Annotated in this window: 15 protein-coding genes; 9 read left to right on the top strand and 6 right to left on the bottom strand. The window is 72.9% G+C overall.

Translation table 11 applies throughout. The annotated features are described in order from the left end of the window. The first annotated feature begins 62 nt into the window (after positions 1 to 62). On the top strand, positions 63 to 2,369 hold the full coding sequence (locus VTA80_RS20715; protein WP_407342947.1) for a putative bifunctional diguanylate cyclase/phosphodiesterase: 2,307 nt from the start codon (positions 63 to 65) through the stop codon (positions 2,367 to 2,369). A gap of 46 nt (positions 2,370 to 2,415) precedes the next feature. Continuing rightward, complete coding sequence (locus VTA80_RS20720) at positions 2,416 to 3,522, top strand: ATP-dependent DNA ligase (protein ID WP_407342948.1); 1,107 nt, start codon at positions 2,416 to 2,418, stop codon at positions 3,520 to 3,522. Positions 3,523 to 3,577: 55 nt separating this feature from the next. Here VTA80_RS20720 and VTA80_RS20725 read toward each other — a convergent pair whose 3' ends face one another. Beyond that, positions 3,578 to 4,156 (bottom strand): TetR/AcrR family transcriptional regulator, encoded by a 579-nt coding sequence (locus VTA80_RS20725; RefSeq protein ID WP_407342949.1) that lies wholly within the window; start codon positions 4,154 to 4,156, stop codon positions 3,578 to 3,580. Between the two features lie 119 nt (positions 4,157 to 4,275). Here VTA80_RS20725 and VTA80_RS20730 point away from each other — a divergent pair, with 119 nt between their 5' ends. Genes VTA80_RS20730 through VTA80_RS20740 form a run of 3 tightly spaced genes read left to right on the top strand, consistent with a single transcriptional unit; the run spans position 4,276 to position 6,913 of the window. After that, positions 4,276 to 4,806: an MFS transporter gene (locus tag VTA80_RS20730; RefSeq protein ID WP_407342950.1), complete on the top strand. Its 531-nt coding sequence runs from the start codon at positions 4,276 to 4,278 to the stop codon at positions 4,804 to 4,806. After that, positions 4,737 to 5,930 carry an MFS transporter gene (locus tag VTA80_RS20735; RefSeq protein WP_407342951.1) on the top strand — a complete coding sequence of 398 codons (1,194 nt, stop codon included), beginning with the start codon at positions 4,737 to 4,739 and terminating at the stop codon, positions 5,928 to 5,930. Before VTA80_RS20730 ends, VTA80_RS20735 begins: the two co-directional genes overlap by 70 nt. Positions 5,931 to 5,956: 26 nt before the next feature. After that, the gene (locus VTA80_RS20740; protein ID WP_407342952.1) at positions 5,957 to 6,913 is read left to right on the top strand and encodes a DNA-3-methyladenine glycosylase family protein; all 957 of its coding nucleotides are present in this window, start codon (positions 5,957 to 5,959) and stop codon (positions 6,911 to 6,913) included. A 53-nt stretch (positions 6,914 to 6,966) separates the two neighbouring features. On the opposite strand, the gene ligD is transcribed toward VTA80_RS20740, so the two are convergent. Together ligD and VTA80_RS20750 are read right to left on the bottom strand one after the other, a co-directional pair. Continuing rightward, the gene (gene ligD, locus VTA80_RS20745; protein WP_407342953.1) at positions 6,967 to 7,869 is read right to left on the bottom strand and encodes a non-homologous end-joining DNA ligase; all 903 of its coding nucleotides are present in this window, start codon (positions 7,867 to 7,869) and stop codon (positions 6,967 to 6,969) included. Continuing rightward, positions 7,866 to 8,792, bottom strand: a complete 927-nt coding sequence (locus VTA80_RS20750; protein WP_407345831.1) for an ATP-dependent DNA ligase — start codon at positions 8,790 to 8,792, stop codon at positions 7,866 to 7,868. Before VTA80_RS20750 ends, ligD begins: the two co-directional genes overlap by 4 nt. A gap of 88 nt (positions 8,793 to 8,880) precedes the next feature. Between VTA80_RS20750 and VTA80_RS20755 the strand changes: the two genes are divergently transcribed. Together VTA80_RS20755 and VTA80_RS20760 are read left to right on the top strand one after the other, a co-directional pair. Then, the gene (locus VTA80_RS20755; protein WP_407342954.1) at positions 8,881 to 9,993 is read left to right on the top strand and encodes a Ku protein; all 1,113 of its coding nucleotides are present in this window, start codon (positions 8,881 to 8,883) and stop codon (positions 9,991 to 9,993) included. An 11-nt stretch (positions 9,994 to 10,004) separates the two neighbouring features. Continuing rightward, positions 10,005 to 11,066: a PHP domain-containing protein gene (locus VTA80_RS20760; protein WP_407342955.1), complete on the top strand. Its 1,062-nt coding sequence runs from the start codon at positions 10,005 to 10,007 to the stop codon at positions 11,064 to 11,066. Between the two features lie 36 nt (positions 11,067 to 11,102). Here VTA80_RS20760 and VTA80_RS20765 read toward each other — a convergent pair whose 3' ends face one another. The 3 genes from VTA80_RS20765 to VTA80_RS20775 form a co-directional block, all read right to left on the bottom strand. Further along, a complete protein-coding gene (locus tag VTA80_RS20765; RefSeq protein WP_407342956.1) occupies positions 11,103 to 12,191 on the bottom strand; it encodes an App1 family protein in 1,089 nt (362 codons plus the stop codon). Between the two features lie 64 nt (positions 12,192 to 12,255). Continuing rightward, the gene (locus tag VTA80_RS20770) at positions 12,256 to 12,822 is read right to left on the bottom strand and encodes a hypothetical protein (protein ID WP_407342957.1); all 567 of its coding nucleotides are present in this window, start codon (positions 12,820 to 12,822) and stop codon (positions 12,256 to 12,258) included. 95 nt (positions 12,823 to 12,917) lie between these two features. Further along, positions 12,918 to 13,496 carry a D-alanyl-D-alanine carboxypeptidase family protein gene (locus VTA80_RS20775; RefSeq protein WP_407342958.1) on the bottom strand — a complete coding sequence of 193 codons (579 nt, stop codon included), beginning with the start codon at positions 13,494 to 13,496 and terminating at the stop codon, positions 12,918 to 12,920. Between the two features lie 105 nt (positions 13,497 to 13,601). Between VTA80_RS20775 and VTA80_RS20780 the strand changes: the two genes are divergently transcribed. Both VTA80_RS20780 and VTA80_RS20785 read left to right on the top strand, forming a co-directional pair. Continuing rightward, a complete protein-coding gene (locus tag VTA80_RS20780) occupies positions 13,602 to 14,138 on the top strand; it encodes a DUF1697 domain-containing protein (protein ID WP_407342959.1) in 537 nt (178 codons plus the stop codon). A 766-nt stretch (positions 14,139 to 14,904) separates the two neighbouring features. After that, on the top strand, positions 14,905 to 16,206 hold the full coding sequence (locus VTA80_RS20785; RefSeq protein ID WP_407345833.1) for a DUF6421 family protein: 1,302 nt from the start codon (positions 14,905 to 14,907) through the stop codon (positions 16,204 to 16,206). Position 16,207 lies beyond the last annotated feature (1 nt).

The raw sequence follows: 16,207 nt of genomic DNA on the forward strand, positions 1-16,207 counted from the left end.
GCAAACGCGGCAGGGCAAGGCCTCAGGTTGCAGCGCCAAACGCCGATAAAGCATCTGTGGCGATGGCGAAGACGACATGGCGGCGTTACCTGGTCATCGGCCTGCTGGCCGCTGCCGGCACGGCATGTCTGCCGATCGGGCTCGGTCGTGACCTGGCGTACATCGCCGTCGGCGCCTCGGGCGTGATCGCTCTCGTGGTGGGCGTCCGGTGCAACCGGCCCCGACGTGCTGCGGCGTGGTACCTCATGGTGGCCAGTGCGGCGTGCTGGGTCGCTGCCGACGCCCAGTTCTCCTGGTACGAGCACGTCGCCGGCGTCACCCCGTTCCCCTCCTCCGCGGACGTCCTGTACCTCGCCGCCTATCCGTTGTTCGCCGCGGGTCTGTTCCTGCTCGTGCGGAGCCGGGGGGCCGAGCGTTGGCCGGTCGCCCTGCTCGACAGCGCGATCCTCACGATCGCGCTCGGCCTGCTGTCGTGGGTGTTCCTGGTCGAGCCCGCCTGGTCCGTCGACGCGGCGCCGCTACTCGACCGGCTCGCCGCCGTCGCCTACCCGCTGGGCGACGGCCTGCTGTTCGCGCTCCTGCTCCGGCTCGCCCTCGACGCGGGCCTGAGCAATCACGTGGCAGCGCTGCGACTGCTGGCGTCGACCATCGCGGCGCTCCTCGTAGCCGACATCCTGTTCGAGGTGGCGGTCTTCGTGCCGGCGCTCGACGCGCGCACGACGTGGATCGACCCCATCTGGCTCGCGGCCTACGTGCTCTGGGGCGCTGCGGCCCTGCACCCGTCGATGCGGGCGTTGTCTGCACCCACGGCGAACTCGCGGACCCTCGCCGGGGAAGCGAGCCCGGTCGTCGCCTTCACCGCCGCACTGCTGATCGGGCCGGCGATCCTCCTGGTTGAGCTGGTCGCGGGTGCTCGGCCGCACGTGTGGGCCGTCGTGATCACGTCCGGGCTGATCGTGCCGCTGATCCTGGTGCGCATGAGCCGGCTGGTCGGGCTGCTGCGAGCCCGGACCGTGCGGCTGGGGGAGCTTGCGGACACCGACTACGTGACCGGGCTGGCGAACCGACGCCGGTTCGCCGACGGTGTGGCCGAGCACCTCGCGAGCTCGCCCGTGCCGGGGCGCAGCCCGCACGCCGTTCTGGTGGTGATCGACCTCGAGCGGTTCACCGAGATCGACGACACTCTCGGGCACCGCACCGGAGACGCGATCCTGCGGGCCGTAGGTGGCCGTCTCGGTGAGCTGCAGGGCGAGCGGGCCCTGGTCGCCCGGCTGGGGGGCGACACCTTCGGCGTGCTCGATCGCTCGATCACCACCCCATCGTGCGCGACCGAGTTCGCCGAGCGGGTGCGCACCGCGCTCGAGCAGCCCCTGGAGCTGCCCGACCTGAGTGTGTCGATCGAGGTGAGCATCGGCTTCGTGTTCCTGCCCGACGACGGGACGCAGGCGGCGACCGTGCTGAGCCGCGCGGACCTCGCGCTGTCCGCGGCCAAGGCCAGGCCGGGCCGCATCGCGCGCTACGGCATCGAGATGGAGACCCACGGTAAGGTCCCGCCGTCCCTGATCGGTGAGCTGCGCGGCGCGCTCGCGCGACGCGAGATCGTGCTGCACTACCAACCTCAGGTCGAGGTCGCGACGGGTCGGGTGCTCGGCGTGGAGGCGCTCGCGCGCTGGCAGCACCCGGTGCACGGACTGCTGAGCCCGGACTTCTTCATCCCGGCGGCCGAGCGAACGGGCATCATCGGCCCGTTCACGCAGTACGTGCTCGACAGCGCCCTCGCGCAGGGTGCCGCTTGGCAGCGAGACGGGCTCGCCCTGACGATCGCGGTCAACCTGTCGGCGCGCAACCTGCTCGACCGAGGGCTCGTCGACGACGTCCGCGCAGCCCTGGACCGGCACGGTCTCGACGCCGGGTCCCTGGAGCTCGAGATCACGGAGAGCAGCGCGATGGTGGACCCCCGGCGCTCCGTGCAGGTGCTGGGGGCCCTCGCCGAGATGGGTGTGCTGCTCTCGATCGACGACTACGGCACCGGCCACAGCTCCCTGGCGTACCTGCAGCGGCTTCCGGTGCGACGCCTGAAGATCGATCGCTCGTTCGTCACCGGGCTCGTGCAGGACGACGCGAGCGCCGCCATCGTGCACTCGACCATCGAGCTCGCTCGGCACCTCGGGCTCGATGTGGTCGCTGAGGGCGTCGAGGACGACATGACCCTGCTCCGGCTGCACCTCATGGGCTGCTTCGCGGTCCAGGGCTTCGGCCTCGGCCGACCGGTCCCCGCCACCGCCCTGCCGGACCTCGTCCACGCGATCGAGGCCCGACTCCCCGCACTGCTCGACCGTGGCAGACAGGCCGCGATCCTCGGTCACTAGCCGTCGAGCACTCGCGGCACCCTCCCGACAGCGCCAGACTGACGCGATGGACCTGCCTGTGCTGCCGCCGGTCGACCCGATGCTCGCCAAGTCCGTCCCCGAGATCCCGCCCGGTCAGCTCTACGAGCCCAAGTGGGACGGTTTCCGCGCGATCGTGTACCGCGATGGCGACGAGGTCGAGATCGGGAGCCGGAACACCAAGTCGATCGCCCGCTACTTCCCCGAGGTGGTCGCCTCGGCGCTCGCCTTTCTGCCCCGCCGGTGCGTGCTCGACGGCGAGATCGTCGTGCCGAGCTCCGAGACCTCCGGTCTGGACTTCGAGGCGCTCCTGCAACGCATCCACCCGGCCGCCTCCCGGGTCGCGCTGCTCGCCCGGTCCACGCCGGCGCTCTTCGTCGCCTTCGACCTGCTCGCGCTGGACGACGACGCCCTCACCTCGCGTCCGCTCGCCGACCGGCGGGCCCGGCTCGCCGACGCGCTCGCCGCGTCCCGGCGGGGCACCGAGGCGCCCGGAGCGCCGCTCGCCGTCCACCTCACCCCCCAGACCGACGACCCCGACCTCGCGGCACGGTGGTTCTCGCAGTTCGAGGGGGCGGGGCTCGACGGCGTGGTCGCCAAGCGCCCCGACGGCCTCTACCTGCCGGGAAAGCGCGGCTGGTCCAAGGTCAAGCACGACCGCACGGCCGACTGCGTCGTGGCGGGCTACCGGGTCCACACCTCGGGGCCCGGGGCGATCGGGTCGCTCCTGCTCGGCCTGTACACCGACGACGGCGCGCTCGCCTCGGTCGGCGTCGTGGGCGCGTTCTCGATGGCCCGTCGGCGCGAGCTCTTCGACGAGCTGCAGCCCCTGCGAACCGAGCTCGGCGACCACCCGTGGGGCCGCGAGGCCGTCGAGAGCGGGACCCGAACGCCGAGGGAGGCCGAGACGAGCCGGTGGAACCGTGGCAAGGACCTGTCCTTCGTGCCGCTGCGACCCCAGCGAGTGGTCGAGGTCGCCTACGACCACATGGAGGGACCGCGTTTTCGGCACACGACGCAGTTCCGCCGCTGGCGCCCCGACCGCGACCCCGGCACCTGCACCTTCGACCAGCTTGAGGAGCCGGTGAGCTTCGCCCTCGCCGACGTGCTGGCAGCCGGGCTCGGCGAGGGGTAGCCGCGCCACGGGGGTCGAGGGCCGGATGCGTCACCCCGTCCGCACCGGCTGGGTGTCAGCGCGTACGCGTCGTCGCACGCACGAGTGCGAGTGTCCGTTCGGTCACGGCATCGAAGTCGCAGCCGGCGTCGAGCGCCGCCATCGCGGCGCGGAGCGCACCTCCGAGGAGCTGTGCGGTCAGGGCAGGATCCGGGACCTCGAGGTCCTGCAGCGCCGCGAGCAGGGGCGCCGCCTGTTCGCGGTGGAGCTCCGCCAGCCGGGCGCGGCACTGCTCGGGCAGCGGCGCCGCAGCCAGTGCAGCGACCGCGCGGTGGGCCCCGTCGCGTGCGAGCCGGAGCGTGGTGCGGACGTAGATGTCGAGCCGGTCGGCCGGGTCCGTGGAGCGCTCGAGGGCCGTCCGCAGATCGGCGTTGGCCTGCGGGAACGCATCCTCCACGACGGCGGCAAGCAGGTCGGCGCCCGAGGAGAAGTACTGGTAGACGCTCGGTCGGGCCAGCCCCGCGGCGGCGCCCACCGCGCCCGGCGTGACCGCGCCCGCCCCCTGCGAGACGAGCAGCTCGGTTGCGGCAGCGAGCAGCGCCACCCGCTGGCGGGTGCGGTGCTCGGCAACCGTGGGGGCAGTGATCCGGGGCATGGCCGTCCTTGTCTGCGGATCGAACAGGTTCGCGGTCGAGTGGATCACACGGCGGCGACTTTCGTGTCTATGATACCGACAGTAGTGTCAGCAAGATACCAACAGATCGGGTCACGACCATGACGCAACCTCAGCCGGACACGGCACCCGCCGTGCTGAACCCTCGCCGCTGGCGGGCGATGCCGATCATCGCCCTCGCCGTGTCGGTCATCATCATGGACGCGACGGTCGTCAACGTCGTGCTCCCGGTGCTCATCCGGGACATCTCGCTGACCGCGACGGACGCGGAGTGGGTCAACTCGGTCTACGCCCTCGTGTTCGCCTCGCTGCTGATCACGGTCGGCAGGATCGGCGACGTGTTCGGTCGGCGCCGGCTCCTCATCGTCGGCATCATCGTGTTCGGGATCGCGAGCGCCCTGGCCGCGACCGCCGACAGCGGCGCGACGCTGATCGCCGCCCGCCTGCTGCAGGGCGCCGGTGGCGCGATGATCCTGCCCGCCACGCTCTCGACGATCAACGCACTGTTCACCGGGCGCGAGCGCGGGATCGCGTTCGCGATCTGGGGCTCCACGATCGGGGGATGGCGGCGGCCGGTCCGCTGGTCGGCGGCTGGCTCACGACCGACTTCAGCTGGCGCTGGGCGTTCCTGATCAACATCCCGATCGTCATCATCGTGCTCGTCGGCGCGATCTTGTGGGTGCCCGAGACGAAGGACCCGCACGCCGACCGCGGTGCCGACCTGCCGGGGGTCGTCCTGTCGATCGTGGGCCTGGGCGCGGTGGTCTTCGCCCTCATCGAAGGGCTGCGGTTCGGGTGGTGGACCTCGGTCCAGCCGTTCTCCATCGGCGGGTTCATCTGGACGTGGTCGATCTCGCCCGTGCCGGTGATGTTCACCTTCGGGGTGCTCATGCTCGCCGCGTTCGTGCTCGTCGAGCGGTCGCGCACCACCCGGGGCCGTCCGGTCCTGCTCGACCTGTCCCTGCTCGGCATCCGCAGCTTCCGCTACGGCAGCATCGCAGCCCTCGTCGTCGCCCTCGGCGAGTTCGGGATGCTCTTCGCGCTGCCGCTGTTCGTCCAGGGCGCCCTCGGCTACACGGCGCTGCACACCGGCCTGCTCATCTTCGCGCTCGCCGTGGGCACCTTCTTGGTCTCGGGTGCGAGCCCTCAGCTCACCGAGCGCATCGGTGGGCGGGGCGTGGTCCGGGTGGGGCTCTCGCTCGAGGTGATCGCGATCATCGGACTCGGCCTGAGCCTGAACCTCACCGCGAACGCGTGGGTGCTCGCCGGTTGGCTGTTCCTCTATGGCGCCGGCGTCGGCATGGCGACCGCGCAGCTCACCAGCGTGATCCTGGCCGACGTGCCCGTACGCCAGAGCGGCCAGGCGTCGGGGTTGCAGAGCACCTTCCGCCAGCTCGGTTCGTCGCTGGGGATCGCGCTGCTCGGGACCCTGCTGATCTCGACGCTCGGCGTCTCGACCGCCAACAACCTGAGCACGGTGCCGGGGCTCGACGCGGCCGCGCAGGCGCAGGTCGTCGCCGCCGTCCGTGGGTCGGCGGGAGCCGCCATCCCGGAGCTCGCGGCGATGCCCGGCGGCGAGGCCGCACAGGCCGCGGCCCAGTCCGCGATGGTCACCGCGGCCCGGATCACGACCCTCAGTGCCGCCGGGATCATCATGCTCGGGCTGCTGGCGACGATCGCGCTGCCCGCCGGACGACGCGAGGACGAGACGGAGCCGGCCGTCACCGCCGCGTCCCCGGTGCCGCAGGCCGGCTGACGTCACGAGGGTGCGATTATGACCGGATGACCGCAGCCCCGGCCGATCGTCCCCGGCGGACGATCGGCCACGCGGACGAGACCACGTCCTACCTCGCCGACGCGCCCGTCGACGTCGTCCGGACCCTGCAGCGGCTCGCCCACGGCGCGGCCGACCCGACCTTCCGGCGGACGTCGGACGGCGACATCTGGCTCACCTCCTCGATGCCGGCGGGCCCCGCCACCCTTCGGCTCGTGCAGGTCAGCGCCTCGCGGGTCGACGCCGACGGCTGGGGGGCGGGAGCCGACCAAGCGCTCGACGGCCTGCCCAGCCTGCTCGGCGCGCACGACGACCCCGGGTCGTTCCTCCCCGGCCGGGACGACCTGACCCGGGCGCTGCGGAGCAACCCCGGCCTGCGCATCCCTCGTACCGGACGCGTTCTCGCCTCCCTCGTCCCGGCGGTCCTCGAGCAGCGCGTGGTCGGGCGCACGGCGACCGCCGCCTGGCGCTGGCTGCTCGACCACCACGGCGTTCCGGCCCCCGGGCCGGCCCCGCTCGGCATGCGGGTCGTGCCCGACGCCGACGCCTGGCTGCAGGTGCCGAGCTGGGACTTCCACCGAGCGGGCGTCGACCCGGGCCGCGCGCGCACGATCCGCTCCTGCGCACGCGCTGCCCGGCGGCTCGAGGAGGTGACCGCGATGTCACCGCTCGAGGCGTCCCGACGGCTCCAGGCCATCCCCGGCGTCGGCCCGTGGACCGCGGCGGAGGTGGCCCAGCGCGCGCTCGGTGACGCCGACGCCGTCTCGGTGGGCGACTTCCATCTCGCCGCGGCCGTCGGGTGGGCCCTGACCGGCCAGCGCGTCGACGACGCCCGCATGCTCGAGCTCCTCGAGCCCTGGCGCGGGCACCGGTACCGCGTCATCCGGCTCCTCGAGCTCTCGGGTCTGGCGCGTGCCCCGCGCCGCGGCCCGCGCGCGACGATCACCGACCACCGCCGGAACTGACGGGTCGCAGGAGCGGGCGGTCCCGATTCGCGGCAGCGCTCGTGGCGCGCGCCTCAGTCAGCCGCGGACCCTCGCAGGAACGGATCGCCGTGGCGTTCGAGCCGGTCGAGGACATCGTCCGGGGCGAGCTGGTCCAGACCGTCGTCGGCTAGCTCGGCCCACGTCCGGGGTGCCGCAACCCGGGGGAGCTCCCGCCCGCGCAGCGAGTAGGGCGTGATGGTGGTTTTGCCGGGGTGGTTCTGCGACCAGTCGAGCAGCACCCGGCCGGCGCGCAGGTCCTTGCGCATGACGGCGACGATCAGCCCCGGGTGCTCTCGTGCGAGCGCAAAGGCCAGCACGCGGGCGTACCGGCGCACGTCGTCGACCGGATGGGTGCCGGTGAGCGAGGAGTAGAGCTGCAGGCCTTTGCTCCCCGACGTGACGGGGATGGCATCGAGACCGTCCGCGCGCAACCGCTCGGCGACGAGGCGGGCCACCTGGGCACACTCCGCCAGCCCGGCGGGCGGACCGGGATCGAGATCGATCACGAGCCGGTCCGGCGCGAGCACCTCGTCGTGCGGCCCCACCCGCCACTGCGGGGTGTGGAGCTCGAGCGCGCCCTGGTTCGCGGTCCACACGAGCGCAGCCAGGTCGTCGACGAACGGAAAGGTCAGCTCCTTGCCCTCGTCCAGCGAGCCGGGCGCGGCGCGCAGCGTCAGGCGCCGGAGCCACAGAGGTGCACCCGCCGGGATGTTCTTCTCGAAGAACTTCTCCCCGTCGACCCCCTGCGGGTACCGGATGCGGGTGACGGGTCGGTCGCGGAGCTGGGGAAGCAGCGCGACGGCGACCCGCGAGTAGTAGTCGATCACCTCCGCCTTGGTCATCCCGACGGCGGGGTACATGACGCGGTCCAGGTGGCTGACGCGCACCCGGCGTCCGTCCACGTCGACGAGCTGGCCACCATCACCGGGGTTCACGGGTCCTCCCAGACGTCGACGGTGCAGTCGTCGCGGATGCCCCGGACGACCGGTTGGCGCAGTCGACCCGTCGGGGTCCGCGCCAGATAGCCGACGTCGACGATCACCCCGGGCGCGCACCAGTGCGTACCGCGCGCGTCGACTGCCGGCACCGGATCGGCGAAGGGGCTGGCCTGGTCCGCGAGGGGCGTCAGCGCCCGCGCCAGGTCGCGGGCGAGGCGCCCGGTCAACCCGCTGCCGGCACGCCCGAGGTATCGCAGCCCACCGACGGCGTCGGGCGCCCCCAGCAGCACGGCCCCCAGCCGTCCTGAGCCGGTCGACTCGTCGCGCCACCCGCCGACGAAGGCTGTCCGGGTGCGGCGATGCGCCGCCTTGATCCAGTCGGCCGAGCGCCGACCCGGCTGATAGGTCGACGCCCGCCGTTTTGCCAGGACACCCTCGAGACCGTGCTCACGGGTCACCCGCCAGAGGTCCTCCCCGTCCGGGTAGACGGGCGAGAGCTGGACCCGAGCGGGCAGCTCGAGGCGTTCCAGGGTCGCGCGGCGCTCGTCGAACGAGCGGCGGGTCAGATCGACGCCGTACAGCCGCAGCACGTCGAACACCACGTAGCTCACCGGGAGCTGGCGCGCGAGGGCACGCGCGCGCGCGACGTCCCGGACGTGCATCCGTTCCGCCAGCGCAGCGAAGGACGGCACGCCGTCGACGAGGGCCACGACCTCGCCGTCGAGAAGTGCCCCCTGCAGGCCGACGAGGCCTGCTAGCTCCGGGTAGGCGAGCGTGACGTCCCGCTCGTTGCGGCTGAGCAGGCGCAACCGGTCCCCGGTGGTCTCGGCGAGCACGCGCACGCCGTCCCACTTGACCTCGAAGACCCACTCCGGTCCCGTGGGTAGTTCGGCCGGGTTGACCGCTCGGGTGGCGAGCATGGGCTCCACGGGTCCATCCTGCCCAGACAGGCCCGTTTCGGCGCGCGGACGCCGTCGTGGGGCGTGAAGCGAACAGGAGGCGACGACGGTGCGAGCGATCTGGAAGGGCGCGGTGGCCTTCGGCCTGGTCAACGTCCCGGTCAAGCTGTACGCGGCCACGGGGGAGCACGAGGTGCCGATGCACCAGGTGCACCGGGCGGACGGCGGGCGCATCCGCTACCGCCGCACGTGCGGAGTGTGCGGCGAGCAGGTGGAGATGGCCGACATCGCCAAGGGCTATCAGACGGACGACGGCGAGCTCGTCGTGCTCACCGAGGCGGACCTCGCCGAGCTGCCGCTCGCGACCGAACGGGAGATCTCTGTGCTCGAGTTCGTCCCCGGCGAGCAGGTCGATCCGATCCTGCTCGCCAAGACCTACTACCTCGAGCCCGAGCGCACGGCGGCCAAGCCGTACGCGTTGCTGCGCGAGGCCCTCGCCGCGAGCGATCGCATGGCCGTGGTCAAGGTCGCGCTGCGTCAGCGCGAGTCGATGGCGGTCCTGCGGGTGCGGGGAGACGTCATCTGCCTGCAGACGCTGCTGTGGCCGGACGAGGTGCGCGCCGCGGACTTCCCGGTGCTCGAGACGGAGGTCGCCGTGCGGCCCCAGGAGCTGTCGATGGCCTCGTCCCTGGTCGAGTCGCTCGCGGGCGACTTCGACCCGTCCGAGTTCCACGACGCCTACGCCGACGCCCTCGACGCCCTGATCGAGGCCAAGGTCGCGGCCGGCAGCACGCAGCTCGTCCCCGAGCAGGACGCCGTCGGGCACGGTGGCGCCCGGGGTGGCGGCGAGGTGGTGGACCTGCTCGCCGCGCTGCAGCGCAGCGTCGACAAGGCGCGCGAGGCCCGTGGCGAGCCCCCGCGCGAGGCGGCCGCGGGCGTGGCCCCGGGCCGCAAGGGTGCGACGGCGCCCGCGACGAAGGCGCGCGCCCCGAAGTCCACTCCACCCGAAGCCACCGCATCCAAAGCCGCCAGTTCCAAAGCCGCCGGTTCCAAAGCCGCCGGTTCCAAAGCCGCCGGTTCCAAAGCGGCCGCCGCGACGCCCGCGAGCGCCACGTCCGCCACCGATTCCCCGCAGCCCGCACGCAAGCCCCGGTCCACGTCCGCCGCCCCGTCGAAGGACGCCGCCCCCGCCCGTCCGACGACGCGGCGCCGCGCGTCCTGACCGGCCCCTCCGTGGCATCCCCGAGCGCGAGAGGCGCGCAGGACGACGCGGTGGCGACCCTGCGCCGGATCGCGTTCCTCCTCGAGCGCGCGCAGGCGACGTCGTACCGGAGCGACGCGTTCCGGGTCGCTGCGCGCACGATCGCCGGGACCGATCCCGACCGGTTCCACGAGCTCGCTGGAGCGGGCCGTCTCCGCGAGCTGCCCGCCGTGGGGGAGCGGACCGCCTCGGTGGTCGAGACCCGGCTGCGGGGCGAACCGGTCGATTACCTCGACACGCTCGAGGCCGAGCTGTCGAAATCGACCGCGTCGGAGCCGGCCGCGGCCCTGAGGGCCGCGTTGCGGGGAGACCTGCACGCCCATACGAACGCGAGCGACGGGAACAGCCCGCTGCCCGAGATGGCCCTGGCCGCCATCGACCTGGGGCACGACTACCTCGCCATCACCGACCACTCCCCGCGCCTGACCATCGCCAACGGACTGACTGCCGCGCGGCTGCGGGCCCAGCTCGACCAGGTCGCCGCCCTCAACGCCGCTCTGCTGTCTGCGGGGACCGAGTTCCGGGTCCTCACGGGGATCGAGGTCGACATCCTCGAGGACGGCTCGCTCGACCAGGATCCGGAACTCCTCGCCGAGCTCGACGTCGTCGTCGCGTCCGTGCACTCGCTGCTCCGGATGGAGTCCGCGCCCATGACCCAGCGGCTGCTGACCGCTCTCGCCGACCCGAACACCGACGTGCTCGGGCACTGCACCGGCAGGCAGCTCACGGGCAAGCTGCGCCCGCCGAGCACGTTCGATCCGGAGGCTGTCTTCTCGGCGTGCGCCGAGCACGGTGTCGCGGTCGAGATCAACTGCCGGCCCGACCGCCTCGACCCGCCGCACGCCCTGCTGGAGCGGGCGGTCGAGGCCGGCTGCGAGTTCACCATCGACACGGACGCGCACGCGCCGGGCCAGCTCGACTGGCAGCAGGTGGGCTGCGACCGGGCTGCCGTGCACGGTCTGGCACCCGGGCGGGTCCGGAACACCTTGGCGCGCGAGGACCTGCTGGACCGGCACCGGCGCAGGCACCGGTAGGTCGAGCGCAGCCGGGAGACGTCGCGCTCGCGGACGTCAGCTCAGGTCGATGCCGGCCTCGCGCAGTCCCTCGGCCAGGCGGATCCCGTTGCGGGCGGCGATGACGGGCACCCCGGCGGCGGCCGTGCGCTGCAGGGCCACCTGCGCCGCTGACGGCTTGGCAGGCGAGCCGTGCACGATTGCCTGCTCCGCGCCGGAGAGCTGGCGGATCGCGACCGCGCGCACCCGGTCCGGCTGCTCGAGGGCCAGCTCGGTGTAGAGCTTGGGGTCGCGCTGGCCGTCGTCCCCGACGAGGATCCACTGGATCTGCGGGAACTCGGCCGTCAAGCGGCGCAGCATCGCCCGCTTGTGGTCGGCGCCGTCCCGGAACCAGCCCGTGCGCGTCGGCCCCCAGTCGGTCAGGAGCAGCGGACCGGCCGGGTAGCCGAACCGGCCCAGGAAGCGCCGGATCGCCGGGGCCGCGTTCCAGGCCCTGGTCGACAGGTACATCACGGGCGCGCCGGGATGCTCGCGGAGCAGGTCGTCGAACAGGTCCGCCATCCCGGGCACCGGTCGGCGGGTCGTCTCGTGCACCACGAACGTGTTCCACACGGCGAGAAGAGGCCACGGTGCGGACGTGATCATCACGGTGTCGTCGATATCGCTCACGATCCCCGCGGTCGTGTCCGCGCCGACCACGAAGACCGGGGCGTGCACCCGCCCGGTTGCACAGGCGAGCTCGACCTGGTGCCACCCCGGGGGAAGGTTCACGGGCACCACCGCGTCGAGGTACCCCCCGTCGTCGGAGACCATCCGAAACGCCCCCGCGTCCGCGCGCGCGAAGACCTCGACCCCCTGGACCTGGGCGGTGATCAGGTTGCGCCAGCCACGGTCGCGCGGCACGACGTGGTGCGGACCCTCGCCGGCAGACCTGCCGCTCGGGGGCGCGAGCACCGTGCGCCCCATCACCCGGACCCACCCCGGTGCTCCGTAGCCGGCGTACGGCTCGACCCGCGTGCGCCAGCCGTGCTTCCACAGCGCCTGCGCGGCGCGATGGCGCACCCCCGACTCGAACCGGCTGCGACGGTGCGCCGGGGGGACGGTCGGCGCACGGGTGCTGGGCGACGGCGCGGACGAGAAGCTCACGCGCACCAGTGTGCCCACCCGTGCCGCGACACGCTCGCGGGCACGCGCCGGTGCGACGGCCGGGTCAGGCAGCCGGCTCCCAGTCTCCGCCCACGTGCCGCCGGAACACCGCTGCCGCGACGGACTCGCGTCCGTCCGCGACCTTGACGTTCCAGGCCGCGACCTGGTCGCGTACCCGGGCCTCGGTGTCCGGCTCGCCGAACCGGCTCAGGCTCGGGAACCCGGCCGTCCACTCGACGTCGAGCAGTGCGAGGAGCTCGCGTGCGACGGCTCGCAGGTGCGTGCGCTCCGCCATGTCGGCGAACGCCAGCGCGTTGGCCGCGACGTCCGTGTGGCCGCCGAGCAGTGCATCGATCGCCGTGGCCCCTCGCGAGCGCGGCGAGCGGCGGATCAGGGGCATGTCCGGATGCGCGACGGCGAGGAGTGCCTCGTACTTGACCTCCGCGCGATGCAGGCGCAGATGCTCATCGAGGGACCAGCCCGGGCCGTTCGTCAGGGTCACCCCGCACGCGCAGTCGAGCTGGTTCACCGCCCCCGGAAGGGTCCGGACGACCCCGGCCGTGTGGTGCTCCGCGCGTACCTGCGCACCCACCCGACGAATCCCGGCGCTGACCGGTTCGACCTCTACCACGCGTGTCTCCCGTTGCCTCGACTGCGCTGGCTATCCTGCCGCATCGCCGGGCGGGGTCGAGCGGCGGGGGAGTGCTGCGGGGGAGTGCGGCGGCCTCAGGCCGCCGTCGGGGAGTACGTCCAGTGCCAGGACTCGCGGGGCGTGTCGGCTGCGAAGCCGTACGCGGCGGCGTGCGTCCTCATCCAGGCGAGCGCGGAGGTGCCGAGATCGAGGTCCAGGCTGCGGCCCCAGCCGTGGTTCGACGTGCCCGGTTCAGCAGCGAGGCCACCCTCGGAGTACAGGCCCTTGCGGGCGGCGAGGTCGACCTGGCTCTCGTAGGTCCGGTAGGAGTCGGTGATGCCGATCGTGACTCCGTCCTGCGCCGCCGCCGCCGAGAGTCGCTCGTACGCGCTCGCCGCGGGCGACCAGAGCCGGTGACCGGTCGTGCCGATGGCGGTCAGAGCCGAGGTCGGGAGGTGGCCGTTGCCGTACCGCGAGAGCTCCACGGGGGCGCCCTCGGCGGTCAACGTGCCGGCACCGTTCACCGATGCCACCTCGGTCGCGAGGATCGAGTCGAACGTTCCTCCGGCGACAGTCCTGGCGGTCGACGACGAGCTCGCGGCCTGGGGCGCGAGCGTGCTGATGGTGCGTTGGATCTCAGCGATGCGGCTGTTGATCGCGGCGATGGCGTCCACGGCGGTCCTTGTCGCTCCTCGGGTCGGTTCGCCCGCCCAATCGGCCGTCGGGTCGCGCGTGTGAGCAGAAGTCGGCCGCACACGACGGCATGGGACGATGCGGGGATGACCACGACCCATGTCGCCCTGCTCCGCGCCATCAACGTCGGAGGCGTCACGGTCCCGATGACCCACCTGCGCGACATCGCGTCCGAGCTCGGCTGGACCGACGTCATCACCTACCTCGCGACCGGCAACGTGCTCCTGGCGACGAGCGAGCCGGCGGCGACCGTCGAGCAGCGGTTGGCCGCGGCCCTGCGTGCGGAGTTCGCGCGCGAGGTCCCGGTCATCGTGCGTACCCCGGCCCAGCTCGCCGCCACGCTCGAGCGGGTCCGCCCCGTCTTTCCCCAGGCCGAGCCCAAGCGGGTGCAGATCGCGTTCATGAGCAGCGATCCCGGTCCGGACGCCGACGAGCGCCTCGGCGCGTTCCCGCCGGACGAGCACCTCTACCTCGGCGACGAGCTCGCGCTGCACTACCCGAACGGTCAGGCCCGCACCACCATGACGACGTCCGCCATCGAGCGTCGGCTCGGCGTCGTGGCGACCGTGCGCGGCCTGGCGACGGTCGAGGGGATCCTCGTGCGGTCCGGGATCCCGCTCTAGCCGCCGCAAGGCCGACCGACACTGCCGCAAGGCCGACCGGTCCGATCGTTGACCTCACGTGGAGCCGGACCGTACCGTGCAGTAACTGTCACCACTGGCGGGGCGATGCCGGACCCGGCGCGTCCCGGCGGTACTTCGTGATGGTCCGCCCACACGGCTGCGAGGACGAACGATGACGCTCTTCCCGACGGTGTACCTGCCCCCTTCGATGCTCGTGCACGGATCCGGGCTGCGTGACCATCTCGAGGCGCACGGTCTCAGCATCGTCGATGCGCCGCCCGCGGCCGACGTCGTCGTCGCGACGCCCGACGGCGACGCCAGCGCGTCCCGCCGCGGGGGTGCCGGCGTCGTCGTCCTGCTCGGTGCGGACCCCGTGGCGGCCGACCTGCTGGCGGCCCGCGGCATCACGAGTCGTCCCAGCCCGCTCCCGGAGCGTCGCACGATCGTCCCGGTCGAGCCGGGCGGCTCCGCGCCGACCGAAGACCTCCTCGCCTGGACGACGACGCCGTCGCTCACCGTCGTGGCCGATCTCGCCGTGAGCGGGCCCGCCGTCGCCGCCCTGCGTGAGGCCGGGCGCGCGGGCCTGCCCGGACCCGTCGTGGCCGCGGTGGCCGACGACGACGGCTGCCGCGTCGCCGCGATCGGGGTCGAGGTGCTCGCCGCGGACGTGCGCGAGGCGGGCGCCGAACTCCTTCTCAACGCCGTCTTCTGGGCGGCACCGCGCCCGGCCCCGGCGGCCGCCGCGGCATCGACCGAGCCCGGCGCGCTGGCCGCGGACCCGGCGTGGTTCCGGCTGAAGGAGGCCGTCACCGCGCTGCAGCCGCTCCAGGTGCAGGACGGCTCGGTGCCGGACCCGCGCCATCGCGCGCAGGCCCAGACGCTCGTCGAGACGATCTGCGCCGCCACGATCGTGCTCGCACCCCGGTTGCCGCACGACGCCGACTACCTCACGGCGCTCGTCAAGGACTTCCGCCGCTGGTGCGACCTCGGCCTGGGCGTACCCGACTTCCTCGATTCCCTCAACGCGTTTCATCCCGAGCTCAACCGCACCGATGGGCTCGACCACCTCGTCGTGTTCCCGATGTACACCCAGAACGGGAGCACCGAGCGCAAGGTCGAGGCGGTGCTGCTGCGCGTGTTCTGGCCGCAGTTCGTCGCCGACCTCGAGGCCGGCGGCTACTCGAACGCCATGTTCGTCCCGATCACTTTCCTCGACTTCACCGCGGGGTACGACACGAACTCCGCGGTGCTGTTCCCCGAGACGGTCGCGATGCGCGAGATCCCCCGGTTCACCTGGGGCGGCATCTTCGCCGATCGGGAGGCCGCGCGGTTCCGCCGGGTGGTCCGGGCCGCCGCCGACACCACGCGCCTCGCCCTGCCGCCGGACGCGGCTCGGCTGCTCGACGACCAGACGCTCGCGCAGGAGACGTTCGTGATGTGGGACCTCATTCACGACCGCACGCACATGCGCGGCGACCTGCCGTTCGACCCGTTCATGATCAAGCAGCGGATGCCGTTCTTCCTGTACTCGCTCGAGGAGCTGCGCTGCGACCTGACCGCGTTCCGGGAGGCCGTCAAGCTGGAGGCCGACGGCGTCCCGCACGCCCGCCTGGTCCAGTACGCCGTGATCTTCGACCGGATCTTCCGCTTCGCCGTCTCCGGTTCGCGCGTGCGCAACTACGACGGCCTGGGCGGACAGCTCCTGTTCGCGTGGCTGCACCAGCACCATGTGCTGCACTGGACGGACAGCCGCCTCACGATCGACTGGCCCGACGTGCCCGCGGCGGTGATCGCGCTCGGGGACGAGATCGACACGTTGTACTGGCGCTCGATCGACCGGCCGAAGGTCGCCCACTGGCTCGCGGCCTACGCGCTGGTGGCGGGCACCCTCACGCCCCACCCGGCGTCGGCCTGGGCCCGCGGCGGCGAGGTGCTCCCGCTCGACGGGCCGCCGAAGGGACTGACGGACGCCGTCCTGCCCGACGAGTTCCCGCTGTCGATGTTCTACGAGGCGCTCGCCCGCAAGATCGGTGACGTGGTGGCCTCGACGTCGGGGATCACTGCGTGAA

This window comes from Pengzhenrongella phosphoraccumulans (genome assembly GCF_045689905.1).
In the GTDB taxonomy this organism is placed as follows: Bacteria; Actinomycetota; Actinomycetes; order Actinomycetales; family Cellulomonadaceae; genus Pengzhenrongella; species Pengzhenrongella phosphoraccumulans.